At 73.4% G+C, this 26,067-nt stretch carries 24 protein-coding genes; 15 read left to right on the top strand and 9 right to left on the bottom strand.

What is annotated here, in order from left to right; all coding sequences use genetic code 11:
* Nucleotides 1-3: 3 nt before the first annotated feature.
* The gene (locus FHU30_RS23790) at nt 4-738 is read right to left on the bottom strand and encodes a hypothetical protein (RefSeq protein ID WP_253878759.1); all 735 of its coding nucleotides are present in this window, start codon (nt 736-738) and stop codon (nt 4-6) included.
* Between the two features lie 346 nt (nt 739-1,084).
* On the opposite strand from FHU30_RS23790, the gene FHU30_RS23795 reads away from it, so the two are divergent.
* Together FHU30_RS23795 and FHU30_RS23800 are read left to right on the top strand one after the other, a co-directional pair.
* Nucleotides 1,085-1,753, top strand: a complete 669-nt coding sequence (locus tag FHU30_RS23795) for a sigma-70 family RNA polymerase sigma factor (protein ID WP_443612895.1) — start codon at nt 1,085-1,087, stop codon at nt 1,751-1,753.
* Between the two features lie 220 nt (nt 1,754-1,973).
* The gene (locus FHU30_RS23800) at nt 1,974-2,669 is read left to right on the top strand and encodes a hypothetical protein (protein ID WP_253878760.1); all 696 of its coding nucleotides are present in this window, start codon (nt 1,974-1,976) and stop codon (nt 2,667-2,669) included.
* A 37-nt stretch (nt 2,670-2,706) separates the two neighbouring features.
* On the opposite strand, the gene FHU30_RS23805 is transcribed toward FHU30_RS23800, so the two are convergent.
* Nucleotides 2,707-3,498, bottom strand: a complete 792-nt coding sequence (locus tag FHU30_RS23805) for an ABC transporter permease (protein ID WP_253878761.1) — start codon at nt 3,496-3,498, stop codon at nt 2,707-2,709.
* A complete protein-coding gene (locus tag FHU30_RS23810) occupies nt 3,495-4,448 on the bottom strand; it encodes an ATP-binding cassette domain-containing protein (protein ID WP_253878762.1) in 954 nt (317 codons plus the stop codon). The genes FHU30_RS23805 and FHU30_RS23810 overlap by 4 nt, the downstream gene beginning before the upstream one ends.
* Nucleotides 4,449-4,544: 96 nt before the next feature.
* Here FHU30_RS23810 and FHU30_RS23815 point away from each other — a divergent pair, with 96 nt between their 5' ends.
* The gene (locus FHU30_RS23815; RefSeq protein ID WP_301323490.1) at nt 4,545-5,327 is read left to right on the top strand and encodes a TetR/AcrR family transcriptional regulator; all 783 of its coding nucleotides are present in this window, start codon (nt 4,545-4,547) and stop codon (nt 5,325-5,327) included.
* A gap of 42 nt (nt 5,328-5,369) precedes the next feature.
* On the opposite strand, the gene hrpB is transcribed toward FHU30_RS23815, so the two are convergent.
* Nucleotides 5,370-7,895, bottom strand: a complete 2,526-nt coding sequence (gene hrpB / locus FHU30_RS23820) for an ATP-dependent helicase HrpB (RefSeq protein WP_253878764.1) — start codon at nt 7,893-7,895, stop codon at nt 5,370-5,372.
* A gap of 548 nt (nt 7,896-8,443) precedes the next feature.
* On the opposite strand from hrpB, the gene FHU30_RS23825 reads away from it, so the two are divergent.
* Nucleotides 8,444-9,079, top strand: a complete 636-nt coding sequence (locus tag FHU30_RS23825) for a nuclease-related domain-containing protein (RefSeq protein WP_253878765.1) — start codon at nt 8,444-8,446, stop codon at nt 9,077-9,079.
* Between the two features lie 199 nt (nt 9,080-9,278).
* On the opposite strand, the gene FHU30_RS23830 is transcribed toward FHU30_RS23825, so the two are convergent.
* Both FHU30_RS23830 and FHU30_RS23835 read right to left on the bottom strand, forming a co-directional pair.
* A complete protein-coding gene (locus FHU30_RS23830) occupies nt 9,279-9,749 on the bottom strand; it encodes a hypothetical protein (RefSeq protein ID WP_253878766.1) in 471 nt (156 codons plus the stop codon).
* Complete coding sequence (locus FHU30_RS23835) at nt 9,742-10,107, bottom strand: hypothetical protein (RefSeq protein ID WP_253878767.1); 366 nt, start codon at nt 10,105-10,107, stop codon at nt 9,742-9,744. The genes FHU30_RS23830 and FHU30_RS23835 overlap by 8 nt, the downstream gene beginning before the upstream one ends.
* 115 nt (nt 10,108-10,222) lie before the next feature.
* Here FHU30_RS23835 and FHU30_RS23840 point away from each other — a divergent pair, with 115 nt between their 5' ends.
* Complete coding sequence (locus tag FHU30_RS23840; protein WP_253878768.1) at nt 10,223-10,930, top strand: histidine phosphatase family protein; 708 nt, start codon at nt 10,223-10,225, stop codon at nt 10,928-10,930.
* Between the two features lie 121 nt (nt 10,931-11,051).
* On the opposite strand, the gene FHU30_RS23845 is transcribed toward FHU30_RS23840, so the two are convergent.
* On the bottom strand, nt 11,052-12,566 hold the full coding sequence (locus FHU30_RS23845; protein WP_253878769.1) for a helix-turn-helix domain-containing protein: 1,515 nt from the start codon (nt 12,564-12,566) through the stop codon (nt 11,052-11,054).
* 519 nt (nt 12,567-13,085) lie between these two features.
* Here FHU30_RS23845 and FHU30_RS23850 point away from each other — a divergent pair.
* The 6 genes from FHU30_RS23850 (at nt 13,086) to FHU30_RS23875 (ending at nt 20,720) form a co-directional block, all read left to right on the top strand.
* A complete protein-coding gene (locus FHU30_RS23850; protein WP_253878770.1) occupies nt 13,086-13,820 on the top strand; it encodes an SDR family NAD(P)-dependent oxidoreductase in 735 nt (244 codons plus the stop codon).
* Nucleotides 13,807-14,853 carry a threonine aldolase family protein gene (locus tag FHU30_RS23855; RefSeq protein ID WP_253878771.1) on the top strand — a complete coding sequence of 349 codons (1,047 nt, stop codon included), beginning with the start codon at nt 13,807-13,809 and terminating at the stop codon, nt 14,851-14,853. Before FHU30_RS23850 ends, FHU30_RS23855 begins: the two co-directional genes overlap by 14 nt.
* A gap of 82 nt (nt 14,854-14,935) precedes the next feature.
* Nucleotides 14,936-16,126, top strand: a complete 1,191-nt coding sequence (locus FHU30_RS23860) for a thiolase C-terminal domain-containing protein (RefSeq protein WP_253878772.1) — start codon at nt 14,936-14,938, stop codon at nt 16,124-16,126.
* Nucleotides 16,127-17,846: 1,720 nt separating this feature from the next.
* Nucleotides 17,847-18,716 (top strand): oxygenase MpaB family protein, encoded by an 870-nt coding sequence (locus FHU30_RS23865; RefSeq protein WP_301323491.1) that lies wholly within the window; start codon nt 17,847-17,849, stop codon nt 18,714-18,716.
* Nucleotides 18,717-18,815: 99 nt separating this feature from the next.
* Complete coding sequence (locus FHU30_RS23870) at nt 18,816-19,883, top strand: lysylphosphatidylglycerol synthase transmembrane domain-containing protein (protein WP_253878774.1); 1,068 nt, start codon at nt 18,816-18,818, stop codon at nt 19,881-19,883.
* 315 nt (nt 19,884-20,198) lie between these two features.
* Nucleotides 20,199-20,720, top strand: coding sequence for a GNAT family N-acetyltransferase (locus tag FHU30_RS23875; RefSeq protein ID WP_253878775.1), 522 nt, complete (start codon nt 20,199-20,201; stop codon nt 20,718-20,720).
* On the opposite strand, the gene FHU30_RS23880 is transcribed toward FHU30_RS23875, so the two are convergent.
* On the bottom strand, nt 20,701-21,597 hold the full coding sequence (locus FHU30_RS23880) for a putative endonuclease domain-containing protein (protein ID WP_253878776.1): 897 nt from the start codon (nt 21,595-21,597) through the stop codon (nt 20,701-20,703). The genes FHU30_RS23875 and FHU30_RS23880 overlap by 20 nt on opposite strands.
* 83 nt (nt 21,598-21,680) lie before the next feature.
* On the opposite strand from FHU30_RS23880, the gene FHU30_RS23885 reads away from it, so the two are divergent.
* Both FHU30_RS23885 and FHU30_RS23890 read left to right on the top strand, forming a co-directional pair.
* Nucleotides 21,681-22,286, top strand: a complete 606-nt coding sequence (locus FHU30_RS23885) for a gamma carbonic anhydrase family protein (protein WP_253878777.1) — start codon at nt 21,681-21,683, stop codon at nt 22,284-22,286.
* 128 nt (nt 22,287-22,414) lie between these two features.
* Nucleotides 22,415-23,047, top strand: coding sequence for a hypothetical protein (locus FHU30_RS23890; RefSeq protein ID WP_253878778.1), 633 nt, complete (start codon nt 22,415-22,417; stop codon nt 23,045-23,047).
* Nucleotides 23,048-23,271: 224 nt separating this feature from the next.
* Here FHU30_RS23890 and FHU30_RS23895 read toward each other — a convergent pair whose 3' ends face one another.
* A complete protein-coding gene (locus FHU30_RS23895) occupies nt 23,272-23,652 on the bottom strand; it encodes a VOC family protein (protein WP_253878779.1) in 381 nt (126 codons plus the stop codon).
* 327 nt (nt 23,653-23,979) lie between these two features.
* Between FHU30_RS23895 and FHU30_RS23900 the strand changes: the two genes are divergently transcribed.
* Entirely contained in the window at nt 23,980-24,930 is a 951-nt protein-coding gene (locus FHU30_RS23900) for an ABC transporter substrate-binding protein (RefSeq protein WP_253878780.1), read from the top strand.
* A gap of 86 nt (nt 24,931-25,016) precedes the next feature.
* Entirely contained in the window at nt 25,017-26,045 is a 1,029-nt protein-coding gene (locus tag FHU30_RS23905; RefSeq protein ID WP_372503941.1) for a FecCD family ABC transporter permease, read from the top strand.
* The last annotated feature ends 22 nt before the right edge of the window (nt 26,046-26,067 follow it).

Here is a 26,067-nt window from a genome sequence, read left to right on the forward strand (position 1 = left end):
GTGTCAGTTGAGGTCGTCGCCCCGGCCGCCGACCCCGGTGAGCAGGCTCAGGTCCGTGAGCCGGACGGGCGGGTCGCCCTCGGCGGCCCGGGCCGGGCGCTCCCGGAGCGGCCGGACGGTCCCCGGCTCCGGCGGCCGGACGAGCAGGTGCCCGCGGAACACCGCGCCCTTGGCGGTGACGCGGACCGGCTCGAACGCCGACGCGGGCAGCGAGCAGAAGCCCGACCGGACCACGTCGGCGAACATCGCGTCCGACACCACGACGGCCAGGTCGCGGCGCGGGTCGTCCAGCAGGCGGCGCAGCGGCGTCGAGTCGAGCAGCCGCTGCACCACGACCGGCGCGTCCCCGGCGGGTCCGAACGGGCCGGGTGTCAGCGTGCCGTGGTGCAGCGCGAGCCGCACCCGCAGCCGCCAGCCGCCGCGCGCGGGGCCGGGCCGTCCGGTGGTGTCGCGGGCGGCGTTCACCTCGCGCAGCGCGGCGTCGAAGCCGAGCACGAAGTCGCCCGCCACCACGGCCGGGGCGGTCCCGGCGGGCAGCATGGCCAGCTCGCCGTCCCCGCCGACCTGCTCGATCCAGTCGGCGCGGCGCAGCCCGGCGGCGGCCGCCGCCCGGTCGAGCACCGCGGCCAGGTCGTGCTGAGCCGCGAGCTGCTGCCGCGCGGTCAGCCTGCTGTAGCCCTGGATGTCCACGGCGAGCAGCAGTCGGTAGACGAGGTCTTCCTCCAGGTTCACGGCCATCTCGCCTTCGTTCCTCCGAGCGCGTGGGGCGGTCGCCCACAGTCGCTCCACGCTGGAGTGATTGTCGCCTTCGATGGAGGAGCGCTGTGACGTGGGGGATGCGTGGCGCCTCCGCTCTCTTCTGATGCCGTCGTCGGCGGATAGGACGGACCGACAAGCCCGCCCGAGCCGCGAGGTAACCAGGCCCTATCCGACCGGTAAGTATCCGAGTCCGATTGAACCTGGTCCGCGCATTCTCGCGTACTGCCTGCCGACGCGTCACCCCCGTTTGTCACCGGCGCCTCGCGGGTCCCCGCCGTCCGCGCGGAACCGGTGGTCCCCGTTCCGCGTCCCGCCGGAGAAGCCGATGGCCCACCGCACCCCCAGCACCGTCCCGCGCCCCCGCGACCGCCGTCCCGTCCAGCACGCCGCGCGCGGCCGGCCCGCTCCCGCGCATGCCGGCACCGGGTGCTCGGACGCCGGTCCGGGGGCGTGGAGCTGGTTTCACTCGGGGCGGCCGGAGGGCGCGGTGGACGAGCAGGTGATCGTCACCGAGCTGTACCGGGTCTACGGGCGTCCGCTGCTGTCGCTGGTGCTGCGGCTGACCGGCGGCGACCGGCACTGGGCCGAGGACGTCGTCCAGGAGACGATGATCCGCGCCTGGCGCAGCGCGGGGCAGCTCGACGAGAACGCGGCGTCGCTGCTGCCCTGGCTCGCCACGGTCGCGCGCCGGATCGTCATCGACGACCAGCGCCGCCGCAACGCGCGCCCGCGCGAGGCGGGGGACGGCCCGCTCGCCCTGCTGCGCGCCCCGGACGGCCTGGACGACATGCTCCGCTCGGTCGTCCTGTCCGACGCGCTGTCGGCGCTGTCGCCCGCGCACCGGGAGGTGCTGACCGAGACGTTCTTCCGCGACCGGTCGGTGAACGAGGCCGCCGAGGTGCTCGGCATCCCGGTCGGAACGGTCAAATCCCGCGTCTACTACGCCCTGCGCGCCCTCCGCGTCGCGCTGGACGAGCGCGGCGTCACCCCGTGAGCGGCGGACGCGCCTGCGGCAGGCCAAGTGGCGCGGCCCGTGACAGGCGGGGTGGCACGGCCCGTGACAGGCGGGGTGGCGCGGCCCGTGGCAGGCCGGGTGGCGCGGCCCGTGGCAGGCCGGGTGGCGCGGCCCGTGGCAGGCCGGGTGGCGCGGCCCGTGGCAGGCCGGGTGGCAGGCGGGTTACCGGGCGGTACCGTCCGGGTCATACGCTGGGGCCGTGAGCGCGACCCGACCCGTCCAGGGACCCCGACTGCTGCTGCCCGGCCTGCGCGAGGTGTACGAGGTGTTCGTCCGCGCGGCGGACGAGCTGCCCGCGCTGGGCTCCGCGCTGCCCGCCGAGGTGTGGGTGTCGGCGCAGCTCGGCACGCTGGAGGCCGCCGCCCCGCACGCCGAGGGCCGCCGCGCCGCGCTCGGCGACCTGGTCACCTCGCTGCGCGCCGCGGGCACCCCCGGCGCGCGGGCGTTCCTGCGCGGGCTCGCCGCGATCGGCCCGGCCGAGGTGCGCCGGGTCGCCGCGAAGGCCGCGGACGCGATGGGCGCCGCCGAGCCGTCCTGGACCGCCGCCCTCGGCTCGGTCACGCCGAGCCAGGTCTGGCTGATCCAGGAAGGCCCCCTCGACGGCGACCGCTTCGTCTGCGAGTTCCGCTACCCGGACGGCCGCGACCTGCACGCCATCGCCGTCCGGCTGAGCTACGGGGACGCGCCAAGCGAGATCGTCCCGGTCGGGGACGTCCCGGCGCTCATGACCGCCGCGCGCCAGGCCATGCAGGCCGAGCTGTGCACCGTCCAGCCGTTCTCGCCCGCCGCGGTGGGCGAGCGCCTGCGCGCCGCGCTGAGCGGCGCCCGGACGATCCCGGACGACTGCTACCCGGCGCTCGCCCTGGCCCGCCACCGGCTCTCGCTCCTCCCCTGACCCTCAATCGGCCTAAATCCTCAGCCGACACTGACCTTCAGCTGAGCCGCCGGTACCGGCGGACGGCGAGGGGCAGCGTGACCGCCGTGATCACGAGCGGCCAGGCGAGCGCGAGCAGGAGCGCGTGCTCGCCGGGCCAGGAGTGGGCCTCCCATCCGGGCTGGCCGAACAGGTCGCGGCACGCCGTGACCGTCGCCGACAGCGGGTTCCACTCGGCGATCGCGCCCAGCCAGTCCGGCATCGTGGCGGGGTCGACCATCGCGCTGGACAGGAACCCGACCGGCCAGACCAGCACCTGGATCACCATCACCGACTCCGGGCCCTTGGCGAGCAGGCCGAGCCAGACACCCGCCCACACCAGCGCGGCGCGCAGCAGGAGCAGCAGCCCGAACCCGGCCAGCGCCCGGCCGGCCCCCTCGTGCCAGCGCCAGCCGACCGCCAGCCCGCAGACGATCATGACGGCGAGCGCGAGCGCCGCGTCCACCAGGTCGGCGGCGCAGCGGCCGGCGACCGGCGCGGACGCCGACAGCGGCAGCGCGCGGAACCGGTCGGTGATGCCGCGCGAGGCGTCCGCGGCGATCGCCGTGAACGTGTTCTCCAGGCCGAACGCCATGGTCAGGGCGAACATCCCCGGCATGATGAACTCGCGGTAGTCCCCGCCCGGCGCGTCCATCTGGCCGCCGAACAGGTAGCCCATCATCAGCACGAGCATCACCGGGAAGGCGAGCGCGGCGACCAGGGCGCCCGGCCTCCGCATCCGGCGCTCCAGCTCCCGGACGGTCATCGTCCAGGCGTCCAGTACCGTCCAGCGCAGCGTCGCCGCGGTCATCGCAGGGCCTCCTCGGGCTTCTCGGAACGGTCGGTGAGGCGCAGGAACACCTCGTCGAGGGTCGGGCGGCGGACGCCGATGTCGGCGACGGCGACGCGCGCGTCCTCCAGGGCGCGCAGCGTCTCCGACAGCGCGGCGACCCGGTCGGTGACCGGCACGGACACCCGCAGCGCGTCCTCGTCCGCGTCGGGCCGGGCCCCGGCGGCGCGCTCCACGGCGGCGGACGCGGCGGCCAGGTCGCCGGGATCGGCGATCACCACGTCCAGGCGGTCGCCGCCGAGCTCGGCCTTCAGGTCGTCCGGCGTCCCGGACGCGATCACTCTGCCGTGGTCGATCACCGACACGGCGTCCGCGAGCCGGTCGGCCTCCTCCAGGTACTGCGTCGTGAGCAGGACGGTCGTGCCGCTCCCCGCCAGATCCCGGACGGTCCGCCAGACCTCGGCGCGGGCGCGCGGGTCGAGGCCGGTGGTCGGCTCGTCCAGGAAGAGCACCTCGGGGGCGAGCAGCATCCCGGCGGCGAGGTCGAGGCGGCGGCGCATCCCGCCGGAGTAGGTCCCGGCGGGACGGTCCGCCGCCTCGGCGAGGCCGAACGAGTCGAGCAGCTCGTCCGCGCGGCGGCGGGCGGCGCGGCGGGACAGGTGGGCGAGCCGTCCGAACATCACCAGGTTGCGGCGCCCGGTCAGCACCTCGTCCACGGCCGTGTGCTGGCCGACCAGCCCGATGCGCGTGCGCACGAGGGCCGCCTCGCGGACGACGTCGTGCCCGGCGACCTCGGCCCGGCCGCCGTCCGGGCGGGCGAGCGTGGCGAGGATCCGGACGGTCGTCGACTTGCCCGCCCCGTTCGGGCCGAGCAGCCCGTGCACGGTCCCGGCGCGGACCTCCAGGTCGAGCCCGTCCAGCGCCGCGGTCTCGCCGAAGCGCTTCCGCAGCCCCTCGATCACCACATTCATCGGACCTCCAACTCTGTACGGCGTACAGAACTACTCTGCCACACTTTTCCGTACGCCGTACAAAGTTTTTCCTCCCGAAGGCGTCGTTCTGCGAGGATGGGGAGGGTGACGACCGAGTACACCGGTGCCGGCGATCCGCGCCGCAGCCTGGAGCTGCTCTGGGGCGTGCAGGACGAGCCGGACCGGCTGCGCCGCGGGCCGCGCCCGAAGCTGACCGCCGCGCAGATCGTCGGGCGCGCCCTGGAGATCGCCGACGCGGACGGCCTGGACGCCGTCTCGATCCGCCGGATCGCCGACGACCTCGGCGTCTCCCCGATGTCGATCTACACCTACGTGCCGGGCAAGGCCGAGCTGCTCGACGCCATGCTCGACCGCACGGTGGGCGAGATCGTCCCGCCCGGCGACGAGCCGCCCGGATGGCGCGAGCGGGTCACCCACGTCGCGCGCGAGAACTGGCGGATCTACCACCGGCACCCGTGGCTGCTGCAGGTCGCGACCGCCCGCCCGCCGCTCGGCCCGCATCTGCTCGACAAGTACGAGAACGAGCTGCGCACGGTCGAGGGCCTCGGCCTCACCGACATCGAGATGGACTCGGCCATCGCCCTGATCAACGGCCTCGCCGAGAGCGCCGCGCGGACGTCGGTGAACCGCGCCCAGGCCGAGCGCCGCAGCGGCCTCACCGACGAGCAGTGGTGGGAGGCGACCGCGCCCTTCCTGGAGAAGCACGCCGACCCGGCCCGCTACCCCCTCGGCACCCGCGTCGGCACGGCGGCGAGCGAGGCGTACGGCTCGGCGGTCGGGCCCGAGCAATCCTTCGAGTTCGGCCTCGCCCGCATCCTGGACGGTATCGAGGTCCTGATCGCCTCCCGCCGCACCTAGCCCCCGTTCAGCGGGGCAGGTCAGCGACGGCCGGTGAGGTGTTCAGCGGCGGGGGTTGGCGCGGCGGGTCGGGGCGGCCTGGGTCGGGTCGTCCGGCCAGGGGTGGCGCGGGTAGCGTCCGCGCAGCTCGGCCCGGACGGCCTTGTACCCGTCGCGCCAGAACGAGGCCAGGTCGGACGTCACGGCGGCCGGACGCCCCGCCGGTGAGAGCAGGTGCACCACGAGCGGGACGCGGCCGCCGGCGATGCGCGGCGCCTCGTCCCAGCCGACAAGCTCCTGGAGCTTGACCGCAAGCACGGGGTGGTCGCCCGAGTAGTCCACGCGGACGCGCGAGCCGGACGGCACCTCCACCCGTTCGGGCGCGAGGTCGTCCAGCCGCGCGGCGCATTCCCAGGGCAGCGACCCGCGCAGCGCCGCGACCACGTCGATCTTCGCCAGGTCGGCGCGCCGCCGCGCCCCGGACGCGGCGATCCAGGCCCCGGCCTGCTCGGCCAGCGCCGCGTCGTCCATGGCGGGCCAAGGTTCGCCCAGCTCGCGGTGCAGGAACGCGAGCCGCTCGCGCAGTGCGTTCGCCGCCTCGCTCCACCGGAGCAGCGCCGCTCCCTCGGTCCGGAGTCCTTCTTGCAGCGCCGCGCGCAGGAGGTCCGGGTCGGGATCGCGGAGCGGGCGCGCCGCCAGCTCGATCGCGCCGAGCCGCTCGACCCGCCGCGCGACGACGTCCCCGTCCCGCCAGGCCACCTCCTCGCCGGCGCGCAGGAGCGGCCCGGCGGCCTTCCGGGCGATGTCCTCGTCGATCACCACGGCCTGCCGCACGCGGGCCGACGCCGCCCCGGCCGGACGGTCCGCCACCGCTACCGCCAGCCACTCGGCCCGTGCCGCGCTCAGCGCGGACGCGTCGAGCAGATCGGCCCCGGTCCCCGACGCCATCAGGTACCCGCTCCCCCGCCGCCGGGCCACGCGTTCCGGAAACGCCAGGCCGACCACGAGGCCCGCGACCGAATCGTCCCCCTGGACCCGAGGGTTCGCGCGGGGCGCCGCTTCCGGCGGCTGGACGGCCCTCTGGAGGCGCTGGGCCTCCTCTCGCCAGCGGGCGGCGTGCGCATCGGCGGGCGGTCCTTCGCGGCGGAGGCGCCGCCAGACCGCCGTCAGATCGTCGGACGCGCCGGGCGGCGGCGGTTCGCTGAGCAGCGCGACGACCTGCGCGGCCGGACGCGCGCCCACGGCGGACGCGCCGTCCAGCAACGCGCGGGCGAGGCGCGGATGGACGCCGACGCCCGCGAGCCGCCCGCCCCGATCGGTCACGCGGCCGTCCGCGTCGGTCGCGCCGAGCGCGGTCAGGGTCGCTCGGGCCGCCGACAGTGCGGCCTCGGGCGGCGGGTCGAGCAGCGCCAGGCCGCTCGCCGACGGATCGCCCCAGCAGGCGGCCTGGAGCGCGAACGCGGTGAGGTCGGCGAGCTCGATCTCCGGACGCGGACGGGCCGCCAGCCGGTCCTGCTCGGCCTGCGTCCAGCAGCGGTAGACCGCGCCGGGGGCCTCGCGTCCGGCGCGCTGGTCGGCGGCGGCGCGCGAGACCCGGACGGTCACCAGCGCGCCGAGCCCGCGCGCGTGGTCGGTGCGCGGCTCGCGGACCAGCCCGGCGTCCACGACGATCCGGACGCCCGGGACGGTCAGGCTCGACTCGGCCACCGAGGTCGCCAGGACCACGCGGCGCCGGCCGCCGGCCGGGGCGAGCACGGCGTCCTGGACGGCTGCGGGCGCCTGCCCGTGCACCTGGAGGACATCCGCACCCAGCCCGCCGAGCATCCCGGCGACGCGGGCGATCTCGCCGACGCCGGGCAGGAAGCAGAGCACGTCGCCGCCGCGCTCGTCCAGCGCCCGCCGGACGGTCCCGGCGACGTGCGCGAGCAGCGCGGGATCGACGCGCATGCCGTGAGGCGGCCTGACGGGACGCTCCGGCGGCGCCCACACCACGTCCACGGGATGCAGGACGGCCTCGGCCTCGACGACCGGGGCAGGCGTGCCGTCCTCGCGGCCGAGCAGGTCGGCCCACGGGCCGGTGTCGGCGGTAGCGGACGCCGCGACGATCCGCAGGTCGGGACGGAGCGTGGCCCGGACGTCCAGGAGGAACGCGAGCGTGGTGTCGGCGTCCAGATGCCGTTCGTGGCATTCGTCCAGGATGACCGTGCCGATGCCGTCCAGCTCCGGGTCGTCCTGGAGCCACTGGAGCAGCACGCCCGTCGTCAGGACCTCCACCGCCTCACCGCGCCGCCGCTCGCCGCGGATCGTCAGGCCGACGCGCCCGCCGACCTTCTCGCCCAGCAGCCATGCCATGCGCCGCGCGGCGGCCCGGGCGGCGAGGCGGCGCGGTTCGAGGACGACGACCCGTCCGGCCTGCGGTTTCGCGTCCTCGATCAGCCCGGCCAGGGCGAGCGGGACGTACGTGGTCTTGCCGGTGCCGGGCGGAGCCGCGAGGACGGCGACGCCGCGCTCGTCCAGCGCCCGGAGCAGGGCGGGGACGACGTGCCGGACGGGCAGTCCGGCGAGGGCGGCGCGGCGGTCGGCGTGCATCCGTCCAGTGTGGCGGGCCCCGCCGAGCGCCGCGAACCGGCTCGGCGCGGGGCCTGCCGAGCGCCGCGAACCGGCTCGGCGCGCGCCCTTCCGCGGGCGGCGGGCCGGGCCGCGGCGGGTTTCACGGAGCGCCGCGAACCGGGCACCCAGCGCCGACTGTGAGCAGGATCACGCCCGCGAAACAGGACCCGAGCCTTGCGGCGATAGTTTCACCGAGCATTTCGCCATTCCCCGGTAGAACGTTCTAAACCCAAGGTCAAGAGCCGACAGGAGAACCTACGGCAGAAGTTCCCCGACGCAATATCTCTTGCACTTCGGTAGCGAATCCGCCTCACTTCCCTCACCCGGTGAAGGGCTGTCGCAATCTCCCGGGTATCTCCATAATCGGTGTCGTCACCGCAGGTGTGAGGGAGGGGACGGCGATGGGCGGCAGCTCCATCTATCTTCGCGACAGGACGGCGTTCACCGGTGGTACCCCGCAGGCCGTGTACGCGGAGCTCTGGGAACGCGGACGAAAGACCCGGCTACGGAACCGCATCATATTCGCCGTGCTGACGCTCATTCTGTGCGGCGCCCTCGTGAACGCCGTGTTCGGAATCATGACGGCCGTCCTGGTGACAGTTCTGGACTTCTACTTCCACTGGCGCGGCTACAACGCCTCCAGCGTGTGGCGGCGCGGGCTGCGCGGCGAGCACCGCACCGACCGGCTGCTCCGGCACACCCTGGAGCGGCGCGGGCACCGCGTGATCCACGCGCGGACCGTCCCGGGCCACGAGCAGGCCGACGAGATCCTCGTCGGGCCAGGCGGGGTCTGGCTGATCCACAACGAGGCGTGGCATCCCGACACCGAGATCGCCCCGTACGGCGGCAAGCTGTTCGTGGACGGCCGCACCCAGTCCAAGCTCATGGCACGGCTGACCGGCTCCGCCGAGACCGTCGCGCGGCTGCTCAGCGAGGAGACCGGCGAGGAGGTGACCGTCCGGCCGCTGCTGATCGTGCACGGCGGACGGCTCGCCCGCGCCCCCTTCGAGGCCGACGGCGTCGTCTTCGCGACGCCGCTGCGGATGCTGCGATGGATCCGCAGGAACCCCACCGCCGACCACTCCGCCGAGCAGGTGGAGACGCTCGCCCGCGCCGCCGTCCACGCGCTGCCTATCGGCCGCCGCACGATGACCGCCGCGTGAGGCGCGGGTGAGCCACCGCCGCCCGGAGGCCGCCGGACCCCGTCCGGACGGCCCCGGCGAGGACCCCGGGGAGGGGGTTCGCGGTGTGCGGGGCGGCCGCTTCGACCCGGACGACCTCCCGGGTCGGGCCGCTCCGCGCGCCGCCCACACCGCCCCGAAGGCGCCGCTGGACGCGCGTCCGCCGTCCGGCCCCCAGGTGTCAGGCGGTGTGGGGAGCGTCCTCGGACGAGTCGGAGGACGCAGCGACACCCGCGGCGGCGGTGCCGTCCGTCCGGGAGGTGCGCCGCAGCCAGACGAGCCCGATGACCGGCAGGACGAGCGGCACGAACCCGTAGCCGCGCCCGAACCCGGACCATACGGTCGCGTCCGGGAACGCGGACGCGTCGACGAGGCTGAGCGTCCCGACGACGAGCACGCCGAGCAGTTCCACCGAGCACGCGGCGACGGCGATCCGCCGGGACGTCCGGCCGCCGAGCGCCAGCGCCACCGTCGCCAGGACGTAGATGACCGCGGCGACGGCCGACAGCAGGTAGGCGACCGGGGCCTCGGAGAACTTGGTGCCGATCTGCACCCCGGCACGCGCGCCGGCCGCCAGCGCGAACAGCGCGTAGACGGCGACGAGCAGCCGCCCCGGCCCGCTCCGCGTGGTCGCTCCAGGACGCTCAGGCATGGGTCCCCGTCCAGATCTGGTTCATACGGACGATCATGATCGCGACGGCCAGGCAGGCCACGACGATCACGCCGGGCCCGTAGCGGGACCGTTCGAGCAGCCCCCACCCCGCGCCCGCGGGCGGGATCAGCAGGATCGCGAGCAGGTAGCCGACGAACGTCGCCGAGCTGTGCGGCCCCTCGCCGCCCGACAGCTTCAAGAACCCGACCACGGCCTGCGTGACCAGCAGGACCTCGAGCACCCCGAGCGCGACCAGGTGCGGCACCTGCATCGCCTGGTCCCGCCAGGCCGTCCACAGGCTGTACGCGGCGGCGAGCAGGGACACCGCGATGATCGCGTAGCCCAAGGTGGTCGTCATAGACCCCCAAGAGTACTACGCGCTGTAGAACTTCCCGCCGGGCCGCGTCCCCTTCAGGGGGGTTCGAGGCGGCCCGTTCAGGGGGGTTCGAGGCGGCCCGCCCGAACGTGGGATCATGTCCGCTGTGAAGGTGCTGGAGTGGCTGAACCTGACCCGGCACGGTGAGAGCACCGCCAACGTCGCCTGGCGCACCGCGCACGAGCGCGGCGCGGAGGAGAGCGGCATCACCGAGCGCGACGCGGACGTCCCGCTGTCGGAGCTCGGCCGCGCCCAGGCCGAGGGCCTCGGCCGCTGGCTCGCCGCCCGGCCCACCGACGAGCGCCCTACGCTGGTCTACTCGTCCCCGTTCCGGCGCGCGCTCGACACCGCCCGGATCGCGCTCGCCCAGACCCCGTTCGACCTGCCCGTCCAGATCGACGAGCGGCTCCGCGACCGCGACCAGGGCATCCTGGAGGGACTCACCGGAGCGGGCATCAAGCGCCGGCACCCCGAGGAGTTCGAGCGCAAGCTCAAGCTCGGCAAGTTCTACTACCGCCCGCCCGCCGGCGAGTCCTGGGCCGACCTGGCGCTGCGCCTGCGCTCCTTCTACCGCGATCTGACCGTGGACGCGGCGGGCAAGCGCGTCCTGGTCGTCGCGCACGACGCCATCGTGGTCACCACCCGCTACCTGGTCGAGGGCCTCACCGAGCAGGAGGTCCTGGAGATCGAGAAGGACCCGATCGCCAACGCCTCCATGACCCGCTGGCGCCGCGGCGGCGACCGCCTCACCCCCGTCGTCTACAACGACGTAGCCCACCTCTCCGAAATGTCCCCCGCCACCTGACCCTCCCCGGACCGGTCAGGGCCTCCGCAGGACTGGGCCACAGGTCCGGCGGGCGAGCCATAGGTCCCGCAGAGTCGGGCCACAGGTTCCGCGGGTTCAGGCACGCGTTCCGGGGATTCGGTCAGGGCGGGTAGCAGCGGGCGGCGGCGGTGATGCGGCGCGGGTCGTCCGGCGGGAGGATCTGGACGAGCCGCTCGTGCACCTCCAGGTCGCCGCGGCCCGGGTCGGACTGGGCGAAGCGCCAGAGCGCCTCGGCGTCGTCGCGGTCCAGGAGCTGGCGGCGGATGCGTCCGGTGAGCTCGTCGCGCTCGGCGCGGATCGCCGGGGAGTCCGACGACGGCAGCAGCTCGCCGTGGAAGAGCCGCGCGGCGGTCGCGACGTCCCCCTCGTCCAGGAGCCGCCGGACGACCAGGAAGTCGGCCTCCACCCGGCAGCCGATCCGGTAGGGCTTGGCGCGGACCATCCCGCCGAGCCTGTCGCGCAACCGGTGGATCTCCGCGCGGACCGTCACCGGGCTGCCCTCGTCGCCGTACAGGTAGGCGGTCAGCCGGTCCCCGCTGAGGCCGCCGGGATGCATCGCCAGCAGCGCGAGGATCTCCGCGTGGCGCAGCGACAGCGGCAGCCGCCGCGCGTCCAGTCTCGCGGACGGACGCGCCGCCCCGAGCAGGCTCAAGGTCAGGGACGGCGGCGCGGCGCGCTGAACTCCCGCGAACCCGCCCGAAGCGCCCGCCGACTGCGGACGCAGCAGGAACACCTCGCCGAGCGGTTCGGCGAGCGCGCGCGAACCGTCCGGGAGGGTGAGCAGGTCGCCGGGCAGCGGCATGGGCGCGTCCAGGCGGCGTCCGCGCCAGTCCGCTGGACCGCCCGCGAGGACGCGTCCGGTCGCGGTCAGCAGGATCCCGGCCTTGCCCGCATGCCGCGCGTACCGCTCGCGCAACCGCTCGTCGCGGCGCGCGACGTCCAGTTCGAGCCGCGCCTCGGCCAGCCGCGCCGCCGCCGTGACCAGCGACGCCGCCGCCGAGGGCAGCCGCCGGACGGTCGCCGCGACGTCCACGCAGCCGACGATCTCGCCGGTGTCCGGATCGGTGACCGGCGCGCCCGCGCCCGACCAGCGGTGCAGCACCAGCGCGAGGTGCTCGGTCGAGTAGACGAACTGCGGACGCCCGGTCGCGAGCGTCGTCCCGATGCCGTTGGTGCCGACCGAGCCCTCCGCCCAGCACGCGCCCTCCAGCAGCCCGACCCGGTCCGCCTCCCGCAGCGCGTCGGACGGGCCGTCCCGCCACAGCGCGTGCCCGGACGCGTCGGTGACCACGAACAGGTGCTCGGCCGGATCGAGCACGGCGCGCAGCGTGTCCAGATGCGGACCGAGCGGATGCACGGCCCGCAGGTCGGCCACCGTCCGCGCGTCGAACACCACCGGCGCGCCTTCGAGCCGCGTGTCCACCTCCGCCGCACGGCACCGCCGCCACGACTCCCCGATCACAGGACGGACGGTCCGGAACGCCCCGTTCGCGAGCACCACCCGCCCCGGAACCTGCGCCGTGGCCGGTTCGGAGGCCCGGCGGTTCCGCGCCCCGACCGGTTCGATCCGGACGCGGCAGGCGTGCGGCGGCCGCGCCGCCGAGCGCTCCGCCATGGAACCCCCTGGGATCGGGAACCTCCGACGTCATGAGAATCGGCCCGGACGTCCCCCGACGCAACCTCTTCCTCAAAACGCGTAGGGCGCCGGGGTCGCAACGTGACTGCAACGTCGCGTCCCCTACTCTGCCTGACCATCGGACAGCGGCCCCACCGCTCCGAGCACCTTCGGGGGGGAGGTACACGGAAGCGGCGGGGCCGCCCCTCCGCGCCGCCGAAACCGCGACGGAAGGGCCGCAGGCAAGGGGCGGCCCCGGCCCTTCCGCTCGCCACCCCAAACTCACTCCCCCTCCACCCTGGTACCGCCGCAAACCGGGCGCATGGTTGTGGCGCGGGCCCGGTGCATCGCTGCGGCGTGGGCCGGGAGTATCGTTGCGGCGGCGTGGGCCGGGCGTGCGGGGTGTGGGGCGGCAGGACATTGGCCCCTGCTTCGGCTGAGGACGGCTCTTGCCGTTCCGTCTCGGCTGCGGGGCGGGTGGCGGGACCGGTCCGGGGCTCGGGCGGGCAGAATGCGGGCATGACCGAAACCTCCAAGAGCGCCGCCGGGCGGGTCGTCGTCGTGACCGGCGCGAACGGCGCGGCGGGACGGGCCGTGGTGGAACGGCTGGCCGCGGACGGCGCGACCGTCGTCGCCGCCGGACGCTCCGTCCGGCAGTGGGACTCCCCGCGGATCGTCCCGGCCGCCGCAGACCTGCTCGACGCGGACACCACCCGCGCCTTCGCGGACGGGGTGCTCGCCGAGCACGGACGCGTCGACGGGCTGATCCACCTCGTCGGCGGCTGGCGCGGCGCGCCGTCCTTCCCCGGGACCGACCTCGCCGACTGGGCCTTCCTGCACGACCAGGTCGTCCGGACGCTCCAGCACACCACGCTCGCCTTCCACGACGCGCTGAGCGCCGCGCCGTCCGGGCGCTTCGCGATGGTGTCGCAACCTGCGGCCCAGCACCCGGACGCGGGCTCGGCCGCCTACGGCGCCGCCAAAGCCGCCGCCGAAACATGGACCCTCGCCATGGCCGCCTCCTTCGCCAAGACCGCCCAGGCCGACGGCACCGCGAACACCGAGGCCGCGCCGAAGACCAGCGCCGCGAAGGTCGCTGGCACCGGGGGCGCGGCGACGATTCTGGTCGTCAACGCGCTGGTCACCGAGCCCAAGCCGGGACTCACGCACGTGGACGACCTCGCCGCGACCGTCGCCGGCCTCTGGGACCGGCCCGCATCTGACCTGAACGGGAACCGCATTGAGCTCTTCTGACCTCCGCGACGTCCACCACGGCTTCGGCAGCGACAACCACGCGGGCGTCCATCCCGAGGTGATGGCGGCGCTGGCCGAGGCGAACACCGGATACCAGCTCGCCTACGGCTCGGACGAGTGGACCGAGCGCCTCGACGACATCGCCCGGCGCCATTTCGGTCCGCGTGCCGAGGCGTTTCCGGTCTTCAACGGGACGGGCGCGAACGTGGTCGGCCTGCAGGCGATGTGCGAGCGCTGGAGCTCGGTGATCTGCGCCGAGCACGCCCACATCAACCAGGACGAATGCGGCGCGTCCGAGCACGTCGGCGGGTTGAAGCTGATCCCGATTCCGGCGGAGAACGGGAAGCTGACGCCGGAAGCGGTCGCCGAGCGCGCGACAGGCTTCGGCAACATCCAGCGCTCCCAGCCCGCCGTCCTGTCCATCACGCAGGCCACCGAAGCGGGCACCGTCTACACGCCGGACGAGATCGCGGCGCTCGCCTCGTGCGCGCACGAGCGCGGCATGCACCTGCACATGGACGGCGCCCGCCTCGCGAACGCGGCGGTCTCCCTTGACGTCCCGCTAGCCGCGATCACCACCGACGTAGGTGTGGACGTCCTGTCCTTCGGCGGCACCAAGAACGGGATGATGCTGGGCGAGATGGTCGTCGTCCTCAACCCGGACGCCGTGCACGGCATGGCCTACCTGCGGAAGTCGAGCATGCAGCTCGCTTCCAAGATGCGCTTCCTGTCGGCGCAGTTCGTCGCCCTGCTGGGCGGCGACCTGTGGGAACGCAACGCGCGGCATGCCAACGCGATGGCGCGCCTGCTGGCCGACCGTGTCCGGGACGTCCCGGAGGTCGAGATCGTCCACCCGGTCGAGGCGAACGCCGTGTTCGCGCGCCTTCCCGAGAAGGCCGCCGAACGCCTGCGCGGACGCTTCTTCTACCACGGCGACCCGACCTCGGAAGTCCGCTGGATGTGCGCATTCGACACCACCGAAGCCGACGTCAACGCTTTCGTCGCCGCCCTCCGCGAATCCCTGGAGTCCTGACCACGCCCCCCAAGCGAGCGCTCGATTGGCAGTGCGGGTTATCGTGTTCCCGAACTCGATTCGGCATCTGGAGGCGAGCCCGATGGCCAACCGCACCTTCGTCGTCGGCGTGGGCATGACCAAGTTCGAGAAGCCCGGCTCCCGCGAGTGGGAGTACCCCGACATGGCCAAGGAGGCGGTCGGCAAAGCACTCGCCGACGCCGGCGTCGCGTACGGCACGATCGAGCAGGCGTACGCGGGGTCGGTGTACGGCGCGATGGGCCAGCGCGCCCTCTACGAGGTCGGCATGACCGGAATCCCGGTGATGACCGTCTCCAACGCGTGCGCCACCGGGTCCAGCGCGCTCTACCTTGCACGGCAGTCGGTGCGCGGCGGGCTCGCCGACTGCGTCCTCGCGCTCGGCATGGAGAAGATGCAGAAGGGCTCGCTCGGCGCCGGCGTCGGCAAGTCGTCCGTCACCATCATCGACCACCACCTGCGCTCCATGACCGCCGGACGCCCCTGGGAGCTGGACAAGGCGCCCATGCCGCAGATGTTCGGCAACGCCGGACGCGAGCACATGGAGAAGTACGGTTCCGCGCCCGAGCACTACGCGTGGATCGGCTGGAAGAACCACAAGCACTCGGCCAACAACCCGTACGCGCAGTTCCAGACCGAGTACTCCCTGGACGACGTGAAGAACGCGCCGATGATCTTCGACCCGCTGACCAAGCTCCAGTGCTCCCCCACCTCGGACGGCGCGGCCGCCGCCGTCGTCGCGTCCGAGCGCTTCGTGGACGAGCACGACCTCTGGGACCAGGCCGTCGAGATCGCCGGACACCACATCGCGAGCGACACCGCCGAATCCTTCGAGGACAACTCGTCCATCCAGGTCGTCGGCTTCGGCTGCACCCAGCGCGCCGCCGCCCGCGCAATGGCCGAGGCCGAGGTCTCCATCGACGACGTGGATGTCATCGAACTCCACGACTGCTTCAGCGCCAACGAACTCATCACCTACGAGGCCCTCGGCATGGCCCCGATCGGCGAGGGCCACAAACTCGTGGACGCCGCCGACACCACCTACGGCGGACGCTGGGTCGTCAATCCGTCCGGCGGCCTCATCTCCAAGGGCCACCCCCTGGGCGCCACCGGCCTGGCCCAGTGCGCCGAACTCACCTGGCAACTCCGCGGCAAAGCCGACGCCCGCCAGGTCCCCGCCGCCCGCGTAGCCCTCCAGCACAACATCGGCCTAGGCAGCGCCTGCGCCGTAGCCATCTACAAACCCGCCTCATAACCCCCCAAGCCCGGCCAGACCGCGTGCCGTCCGGCCCCCGACCCCCTCGCCGGACGGCACGCCCCCGCCCCCCCCTCAACATCCACCGCGCCCGCCCGACCGCGCACAAAACCCCACAGCCCCAAAGCGCCAGACCACCCGAACGCAAGAGCCCTCCGCAAGACACTCGCCCCCCAGGCACACGACACAGCAGACACGAAACACCGCAGGCGAGGCGCGGAACACAGCGATCAGGACACACCGAACCAACGCGAACCTGAAACACAGCGGCAGAACCGCGCACCGAACCCCCAGGCAGGCTGGACGTGGACGCAATGAGCGGCACACGTTGACCAGCTCGCCAACGAAGCCCAGCGCCGGGGCTGCGCGCGGGCGCGGCAGACAGCCCCGGCGCGGGACACAGCGGGCGAGACGCGACGTCGGGGTCAGGCGGAGACTGCGGAGGCGCCGACCGCACACGGATCGCCGCATGCAGGCCGGGCGCGGACGCAGTGAGCGGACCACAGCGGAAAGGCTCAGGCGCGTGACGCGGCGGCGGAACCGCCCGCGATACCTCGCAGGCAGCCGGGCGCGGATGAAATGAGCGGCACACGCTGAACGACTCGGGAGTGGAACCCGGCGGCGGGACTCCACTCGGGGCGCGGCAGGCAGGCCCGGCGCGAGACGCAGTAGGCGGACTCGGCCGTGAAGTGCACCGCTGGACCATGCACAGAACGCCGCAGCAGGCCGAGCGCGGCTGGCCAGCCGGGGCGTGAAAGCACGGCGGCGGAACCGTGCTCGGAACCCCACACGCAGACCCGATGCGGGACGTGGTGAGCAGGACGCAGCAGACGGGACGCCGGAGGCGAGGTCAGGCGCGGAGCGCGACGGCGCCACCATGCAGGGAACACCGCAGGCTGGCCAGGCGCTGGACGCAGAAGGCCGACCCAGCGGGCGCGCTCGGGCCCGGCGCTCGGCGCCGGGACCGCGCGGGCGTGGCAGGCAGGCTCGGCGCGAGGCGCAACCCCAGGGGGGACGCAGCGGGCGGGCACGCGCGTGAGCACCGTAGTGGAACTGCACGCGGAATGCTGCATGCAGGGCAAACGCGGGATGTAGCGGGCGGGCTCGGATATTGAGCCCAGCGCCGGAGCCGCACGCGGTGCGGCAGGCGGGCCCGGCGCGGGACACAGTGAACGGGACGCAGGCGGCGGGCTCGGGCGTGAAGCGCAGCAGCGAACGACGCGCGGGACGCGGTGGGCGGACACGGCGCGCAGACACGGTAGGCGGACACGGCGCGCAGACGCGGTGCGCGGACACGGCGCGCGGACACGGCGCGCGGACACGGCGCGCGGACACGGCGCGCGGACACGGCGCGCGGACACGGCGCGCGGACACGGCGCGCGGACACGGCGCGCGGACACGGCGCGGACACGGCGCGCGGACACGGCGCGCGGACACGGCGCGCGGACACGGCGCGCGGACACGGCGCGCGGACACGGCGCGCGGACACGGCGCGCGGACACGGCGCGCGGACACGGCGCGCGGACACGGCGCGCGGACACGGCGCGCGGACACGGCGCGCGGCCGCGGTGGGCGGACGCGGTGGGCGGGGGTGGGGCGTGGCGGTGGGTGGGTGGGGGCGCGGTTTGTGGGGGATGGGGTTGGCGGGGTGTGAGACGGATGTTGACTTTTGTCTCATGGGGGCGCAGGGTGGTAAGTGCACGATTACGTGGAGGCGCCCATGCCTGGCCCGTTCGGTCTCGGAGCCGCTGAAACTCCTTCCTTGTTGCAGCGTTATGCCGGTGATCTGAGGTCGTTGCTGCCCGGGGCGGCGGCTGGGCTGTTGCAGTTGATGCATCCGGGGATCGGTGCGGGGGTGTCGGAGCACTCGGCGTTCTTTGATGCGCCGTTCGACCGGATCCACAGGTCGGTGCCGCAGATCTGGGCGACGATCCTCGCGCCGGACGGGCCGGAGCGCGCGCGGGTCATACGGGACCTGCACCGCGCGATCGGCGGCGTGGACGAGCAGGCCCGGCGCTACCACGCGCTCGAACCGGAGACCTTCTGGTGGGCGCATGCGACGTTCACCTGGGAGATCTTCAAATCGGTCGAGGCGTTCCATCCGGAGACGCTCACGGCCGAGGACCGCGAACGTCTCTATGCCGAGACCGTCGCCTGGTACTCGCGGTACGGCGTGAGCATGCGGCCCGTGCCGGCCGACCACGCGGCGTTCCGCTCGAAGTTCTGGCACGTCTGCGCCGAGCGCCTCGAACTCACGCCGGCCGCCGCGCGGGCGCTGGAGATCGCGCAGTACGGATCGGACACGGTCACGCTGATGCCGGTCGGCGGCGCGGTGATCGAGCGTGCCGGACGGCTCGTCGCCGAACGGCCGCTGCGGCTGATCACCTTCGGCTGCCTGCCGCCGATCGTGCGGGACCGCTTCGACATCCCGTGGACGGCCCTGGACCAGGCGCGGTTCTCGGCGCTCGCGCTCGCCCACCGGCAGGGCTACCGGATGGTGCCCAGCGGCCTCAACCAGCGCGCCTTGCGCGGCATGCTCCGCTACATCGGCGCACAAACCCGCGAAGACCGGTACCAACCCGCCGCGTGAGCCCCCTTTCCGGCGATCAACTCCAACCGGCAGCCACCGTTTTCCAAAAGTGAATCCAGCGGCCGCATAAATGTCACCGAAACCGCCGACAACAACAGTGTGGAGAACATTGCCGCCGGCGCCGGACCCGCGGCGCCCGCCGGGCTCCCCGCCCTCGCCGGTGACGCCGTCCCCGGTCCCGGCGCAGTGGTCGCCCTGGCCGTCCGGGCACGCGCGGCCGTCGCCGGCTCCCGCCGGATCCGCGTCGCCCTCGCTCTCATTCCCCTTGCCTCGATCATCACCGCGCTGATTCTCACGCAGGGCGTACGGCACGCGCTCAATGCGTTCGTCGCGCTGGGTGATGCCCGTTGGGAATTCCTGCCTCCTCTCGCGCTCCTCGCCGTTCTGCATTACGTTTTCGCCGCCGTCGCCCTGCGCGGCGCATCCGGCAGGCCGCTCCCGCTGCGGCGGACGACGCTCACCCAGTTCACCGCGGCCGCCGCGAACCGCGTCACGCCGGGCGGCCTCGGTGCGGCGGCGGTCAACACCCGCTACCTGGTGACGCGCGGGATGCCCTTCGCCAACGCCCTGGTCGCGGTCGCCGTGCTGCAGGCCGCGGGCGTCCCCGCGGACCTGCTGCTGATGGCCGGCGCCCTCGCCCTGGGCGGCGGCAACTCCCTCAATCCGCACCTCCTCTCACCGCTGGCCCTGCTGCTCATCCCCATGGCACTGGTCGTGCTGCCCGTCGCACTTCGTTGGGGCCGCCGCGTCGTGCGCTCGCCCGCGGTCGTCCGCGCCCTGAACGGCCTCACCGACCTGTGCCGGCGCCCGACGGATCTGGCCCTGACCCTGTCCTGCTCGGCCGGGACCACGCTCGCGATGGCCGTGTCCTTCGCGCTCAGCGTCCAGGCCATTCCCGGCACCATGACCGGGCTCGAAGACACCCTCCCTCTCATCACCGCCTACCTGCTCGGCGCCGCCGCGGGCGCGGCCATCCCCCTCCCCGGCAGCATGGGCACCACCGAGGCCGCGCTCGTGACGGCCCTCGCCGCGCTGAACACCCCCACGACCCCCGCCCTCCAGGCCGTCCTCCTCTTCCGAGCCATCACCTACTGGGCCCCGGTCCCCCTCGGCCTCCTCGCCTATCGGACGCTTCGCCTACCCGCTCCCGTCCCCGTCCCCGCCTGACCAGGTCCCGTCACCCGCCCCCCGCCTGACCAGCCCCGTCCCCGCCCCGTCCGACCAGGCACCGTCTCCGGGCTGCGCATGACTAGGTCAGCAGGTCGCCGCCTGACCAGTGCAGGGGTGCCGCCTGGCCGGTGCGGGGACGAGGTGCACTCGTCGGGTGGGCGCGGACGCAGGGTGCTCCGTCTGGTCGGCGCGAGTGCCCTTTGGACGGAGGGCGGTGGCCGGTCAGGGACAAAGCGTGTGTTTGAGACGTTCATCCCAACGTCACATGAGCCCGACGCTCTCCCTCCGGCCGGACGACCCTGGAGCCGCCCTGTGCAGCTGCACGCTGACAACACCCCCTTTGAGATCCGACCTGCGCGTCCCGGAGATGGAGCGGGAGTCGCGCGGGCCTGGCAGGACTTCGCGGACTACTACATCGAGCTGGCGCCCGACGCGTTCAAGGCGCCCGAACCGGACGGTCTGACCGACTACCTGGAAGGCAAGCTGCTGAGCACGGACGACGACAGCTTCGTTCGTGTCGCCGCTCACGAGGACGAGGCGGTCGGCTTTGTGCACGCCGTGTTCCACCAGCCTCACAAGGACGCCGCCTATCAGCTCAGCAAAGACATCGCCATACCCCGGGTCTTCGTCAACGCCTTGGCCCTACAGCGTCGGCACTGGCGAGGCGGTGCAGGGACCGCGCTGATGAAGGCCACGGAGGAATGGGCGAACAGCCGCGGCGCCGACCTCCTCGCTCTGGAGACCTTCGCGGCCAGCCCCATCTCCGTTCCCTTCTACGAGAACCGGATGGGCTACCGCCGCCACACCATCACGTTCACCAAGGCCCTCCCTTAGCGGTCGGAGCGCGGGCGCGGGCGCGGCGAGCCAGGGGGTTGCGGAGGCGGGCCAGGTGGGTGGCCAGGCGGTCCATGGTGCGGTCGTCGGGGTGCCAGCCGTGGTCCAGGAGGGCGGTGAGGAGGGCCTCCAAGTAGGGCGCCGGGTACGGGAGGACGTCCTTGGTGACGGGGATGATCTGCCAGCCCCGGGCGCGGAGCCAGCGGCGGCGGTGGTCGTCGTGGGCGCGGGCCCGCCGGCCGGTGTGGTGGCGCTCGCCGTCGTATTCGAGGCCGACGCGCCACTGCTCGTACCCGAGGTCGATGTAGAGCCGCTCGCCGTGGGGACCGGGGACGGGGATCTGCGTACTCGGCCGAGGGAAGCCCGCCCGGATCAGCAGAACCCTGGTCCAGCTTTCGCCCGGGGACGCCGCGCCTCGGTCGCTCAGGCGGAAGACCTCGGCGAGACGGCTTCCGGGGTAGCCGGGGAGACTCTTGGCCATAGCGCGCAGGTCGGGTTCGGGGATACCGCTGCGGAGGAACTGGTCGAGCGCCGCGACCGCTTCGAGGCGAGGGAGCCAGCGGGCGCAGTCGAGCGCCGTGCGCGTGCGCGTCGTCAACCGGACGTCGTGGTGCGTGGTGACGTGCTCGGACGGCAGGAGCGCCCAGCGCGGGTCGGGAGGCGTGTCGGGCGGCGCCGGTTCGGCAAGGATCAGGTCGAGATCCCATTCGTTCGGGCGGGCGCCGGGCGCCAAGACGTCGATCCCCCAGATCCAGGCGGCCGTGCGGCGTGCGATCACGGCTCCCGCGGGGAGGATGTCGGCGAGGCGGCCCGGACGGCCGTCGGCCAGCGGGCGGATCTTGTGGTCGGACGCTTTCGTCCAGGTCAGAGTGGTCATGCCTCAAGGTTCGCGGCTGCCACCCGCCCGACGAAAGCCGGCCGCCGAACTGTGGATAACTATCGCGTCGAGGAGGTTCTCCCATGCTGATCGAGCATCGAGGCCAACGTCCTGTAGTGCCGTCCTCCGCATACGTGGCTCCGACAGCGGTGCTATGCGGAGCGGTCACGCTCGGGCAGAACGCTCGCGTGCTCCACGGAGCGGTACTGAGCGCCGAGGACGGTGAGGTGACCGTAGGAGCGGACGTCGTCGTGATGGAGAACGCCCTCGTGCGCGGGCGCGAGGGCCATCCGGCGCGCATCGGGGACTCGGTACTGGTCGGCCCGCACGCTCACGTCAACGGAGCCGTCGTTGAAGACGAGGCGTTTCTTGCTACCGGAACCTCGGTCTTTCCCGGCGCAGTGGTTGGAACCGGTGCCGAGATGCGCATCAACAGCGTCCTGCATGTCGGATCGCATCTGCAGCCCGGGACGGTCGTCCCGATCGGGTGGGTCGCGGTAGGAGTGCCTGCTCGGCTGTTCGCTCCAGATCGGCATGACGAGATCTGGGAGGTGCAGCGGGAGATGGATTTCCCGGGCGTCGTCTACGGGGTGTCCCGGGACGCGTCCATGCGCGAGGTCATGGCCCGGCAGGTCGCGTTCTTCGGGGAACATCGCAATGACCGGGTGGTCGAGGGGCCGGGGACTTAAGTTGGGTTGGAAGGTGGCGGAAGGCAAGGGTGGGAGTCCGGCCCGGCCCGCACGCGGGCGTGGCGCCGCAGGCGTGGACTTGCGGGGCCGGCGGCCGGCGGCCGGAGGATGGCGGGGAGGTGACGGAGATGATGGCGAAAGGTACGCGGCAGGCGCTGCACGGCGTCGCCGAGATGGTCCTCGCGGGGCCTCAGTTCCGGACGAGCGGGTCGATCGAGCTGACCGTGAGGGACGGCGGTTTCGGGACGGTGGCGAGACCCCTCCTGCGCGTGCGCGGGACGGAGCTGGTCGTGGACGAGCGGGCCATCCCGATGAACGGCCTGACGTTCACGCAGCTGGCCGCGGCCGCGGACGTCGAGGCGGGCCGTCCGGAAGGCGTGTACAAGGAAGGCAGCGGGCTCACCCCGGACGACACCATCGGCATAGACGCGGGCGAGGCGGCCATCATCGAGCGCGCCTTCGCGTGGGGCATGGAGGCTCTCGTCAGGCTGGACCCGAACGAGCGTCCGATCCTGTGGCCCGAACACTTCGACATCGCCATCACTGTGGACGAGGTCAACTACGGCGTGTCCCCCGGTGATGAGTACCTGTCCGAGCCGTACGCGTATGCCGGCCCCTGGCGCACGCGCGTTGGGGCGTTCTGGAACGCGCCTTTCGGAGCGGCACGTCCGCTGCGTCTGCTGCCGGGCGCGACAGCAGTTCACGACTTCTTCAGCGAGGCGCGTACCCGGGTGGCGTCCGACCCCGTGCGCGAGCCTTAAACCCACGCGCACGAGGACGGGCGTTTGCGCACGTGCGAGGCCGTAGGCGCGTGTGCAGGGCGATTGCGCGCGCTAGGCCGGTGACGCGCACGCTAGGCCGTTGACGCGCGTGCGGGGCGCTGGCCGCGCACGCTGGGCCGTTGACGCGCGCGCCATCCCGTTCGCGCACGTACGGGACGTTCGCACGCGTTCGGGACGCTTGCGCGCGTGCGGGGGGGCGTTGCCTAGGCGGGGGCGATCAGCTCGTACAGGTTGCCGGACGGGTCTGGGAAGTAGACGCCGCGTCCGCCCAGCGGTGAATGCTCGTCGACCTTGCCGTTCGTGTAGCTTCCCGGTCCGTCGCCGTGCGGCAGCTCGTGCGCGCGCAGGTACGCGACGGCTGCGTCGAACGTTGCGGCGTCCACGTCGAAGGCCAGGTGATGGCCCGCAGCATCGGGAACCGTCATGAAGTCGAGCGTCAGTTCCTCGTTGATGGGCAGAGGCGCGAAATGCTTGGCGACGGGGTGGAGACCGGCGTACTCCAAGCCGAGGATGTCGGCGAGGTAGCGCGCGGCGGCCTCGTTGTCGGCGGCGGGGACGATCGTGTGGTTGAGCCTGATGGTCACTTCGGTCCTCCAGCGACGATGACGGCGGTGACGGCAGTGGCGGCGATGGTGGTGCGCCTTCCCCTCCACGCTACGGAGTGAGTACTCACTCCGTCAAGCCCACGGGGCGGCATACCGTCCGATCGGCCACCAGGCTGCTGATAACGTTGCAGATCACGCGTGCGCTGAGCGAAGTCCGGTGAGACCCCGGCGCTGTCCCGCAACTGTGATGGCCTCCCCCGAGGCCGAGCCAGGTCGCCTTGCCGCACGCCGACGATTTCGACCTCGCGGTAGGGCCGGTCCGTCACGGGCGGGCCGCATGCCCGCCGCGTGCCTTGGAGGCAGGCTGTGAGACCCGTCCGCGCGCTCGGCGCGTCCCTTGTGATCGGCGCGCTGGCGCTGGCGTCCGCCTGCGGCGGCTCCGGCGACTCCGGCAAGGACGAGGGCAAGGGCGGCGCCTCGGGCGGCGGCCCGGTCGTCGTCCAGGCGTCCAACGGGAGCGTCACCGTCCCGGCGACGCCGAAGCGCATCGTGTCGCTCTCCCCCACGCACACCGAGACGCTGTTCGCGATCGGCGCCGGCAAGCAGGTGACAGCCGTGGACGAGCTGTCCAACTACCCGGCTAACGCGCCGCGCACCAAGCTGAGCGGGTTCAAGCCGAACGCCGAGGCGGTCATCGCGGCCAAGCCCGACCTGGTCGTCCTGTCGAACGACATGGACGGCATCGTCGACGCGCTGACCAAGGTGAAGATCCCGGTCCTGCTCGAACCCGCCGCGACCAAGCTGGACGAGGCGTACGACGAGATCCAGGACCTCGGCAAGGCCACCGGGCACACCGCTGAGGCGTCCAAGCTCACGGAGCAGATGCGCACCGGCATCCAGCAGACGGTAGCGACCGCTAGCAAGGCCGCGGGCGACCGCAAGCTCAGCTACTACCACGAGCTCGACAACGAGCTGCACACGGTGACCTCGAAGACCTTCATCGGCCAGGTCTACGGCCTGTTCGGCCTGCAGAACATCGCGGACGGCGCGGACAAGGCGGCCGGCGGCTACCCGCAGCTGTCGCAGGAGTACCTGCTGCGCCGCGACCCGGACCTGATCCTGCTCGCCGACACCAAGTGCTGCGGCCAGTCCGGCGTGGTCGTCGGCAAGCGTCCCGGCTGGTCCGCGCTGACCGCGGTGAAGAAGCAGGACACGGTCGAACTGGACGACGACATCGCGTCCCGCTGGGGCCCGCGCCTGCCCGACTTCGTCAAGGCCATCGCCGCCGCCGTGCAGAAGGCGTCGGCCTCGAAGTGACGTCCGCCGGCCCCCGTTCGCGGCTCCGCGGGCTCGCCGCCCGCCCCCGCCGCGAACGGCGGGCGCGGCGGGAGCAGCGGGCGCGGTTGCGGGCGGTTCAGCTGGTGGTCGCGCTGGTGGCGCTGGGCGCGTCGATACTGGGCGCGCTGCTCGTGGGGGCCGCCGGCCTGCCGGTTTCCGGGGTGCTGAAGGCGCTCGCCGACACGGTCCCGTTCGTCCATCTCGATTCGGGGCTCAGCGTCGTCGAGCACAACGTGCTGTTCGAGCTGCGGTTGCCGCGCGTCCTGATGGCGGCGCTGGTCGGAGGGCTGCTCGCCATCGCGGGAGCCGGATACCAGGGGGTATTCCGCAACCCGCTCGCCGATCCGTACCTGCTCGGCGCGGCCGCCGGGGCCGGGGTGGGCGCGACGCTGGCGATCGTCGCTTTCTCCAGCGCGCCGGACTTCGCGGTCCCCGTCGCGGCGTTCACCGGCGCTATCACCGGCGTGCTGCTGGCCTACGGCCTCGGCCAGGTCGCGTCGCGCGGCGGAAGCGGAGGCGGCGGGACGGGCACGCTCGTGCTCGCGGGCGTCGCGGTGGCGAACTTCCTGTCGGCGGTCCAGACGTTCCTGCAGCAGGCGAACTCCCAGCAGCTCCAGCGGATCTTCGCGTGGGTCCTCGGCGGCGTCGGCACCGCCGACTGGGGACAGCTGCGGATGGTCGCGCCGTACGCGCTGATAGCCGTCGTCGTGCTACTCACTCACGGCCGCTTGCTCGACGTCCTCGCCGTCGGCGACGAGGAGGCGGCGACGCTCGGGATGTCAGCGGCGCGAGTGCGCTTCCTGGTTCTCCTCGCCGCGTCGCTTGCCACCGCTTGCGCCGTCGCGGTCAGCGGGCTGATCGCGTTCGTCGGGATCGTCGTCCCGCACCTGGTGAGGCGGCTCGCGGGCGGCTCGTACCGGATCGTCCTGCCGCTGTCGCTGCTCGTGGGGGGCGCTTTCCTCGAACTCGCCGACCTGGTCGCGCGGACGGTGGTCGCGCCCGCCGAACTCCCGCTCGGCGTGGTGACCGCGTTCGTCGGCGGCCCGTTCTTCGTCCTGGTCCTCCGCGCGACGCGGCGGCAGGTGGACGTATGACGCGCCAAGCATCCCAGCCCCG

The organism is Actinomadura rupiterrae (genome assembly GCF_024172125.1).
GTDB classification, from domain to species: domain Bacteria; phylum Actinomycetota; class Actinomycetes; order Streptosporangiales; family Streptosporangiaceae; genus Spirillospora; species Spirillospora rupiterrae.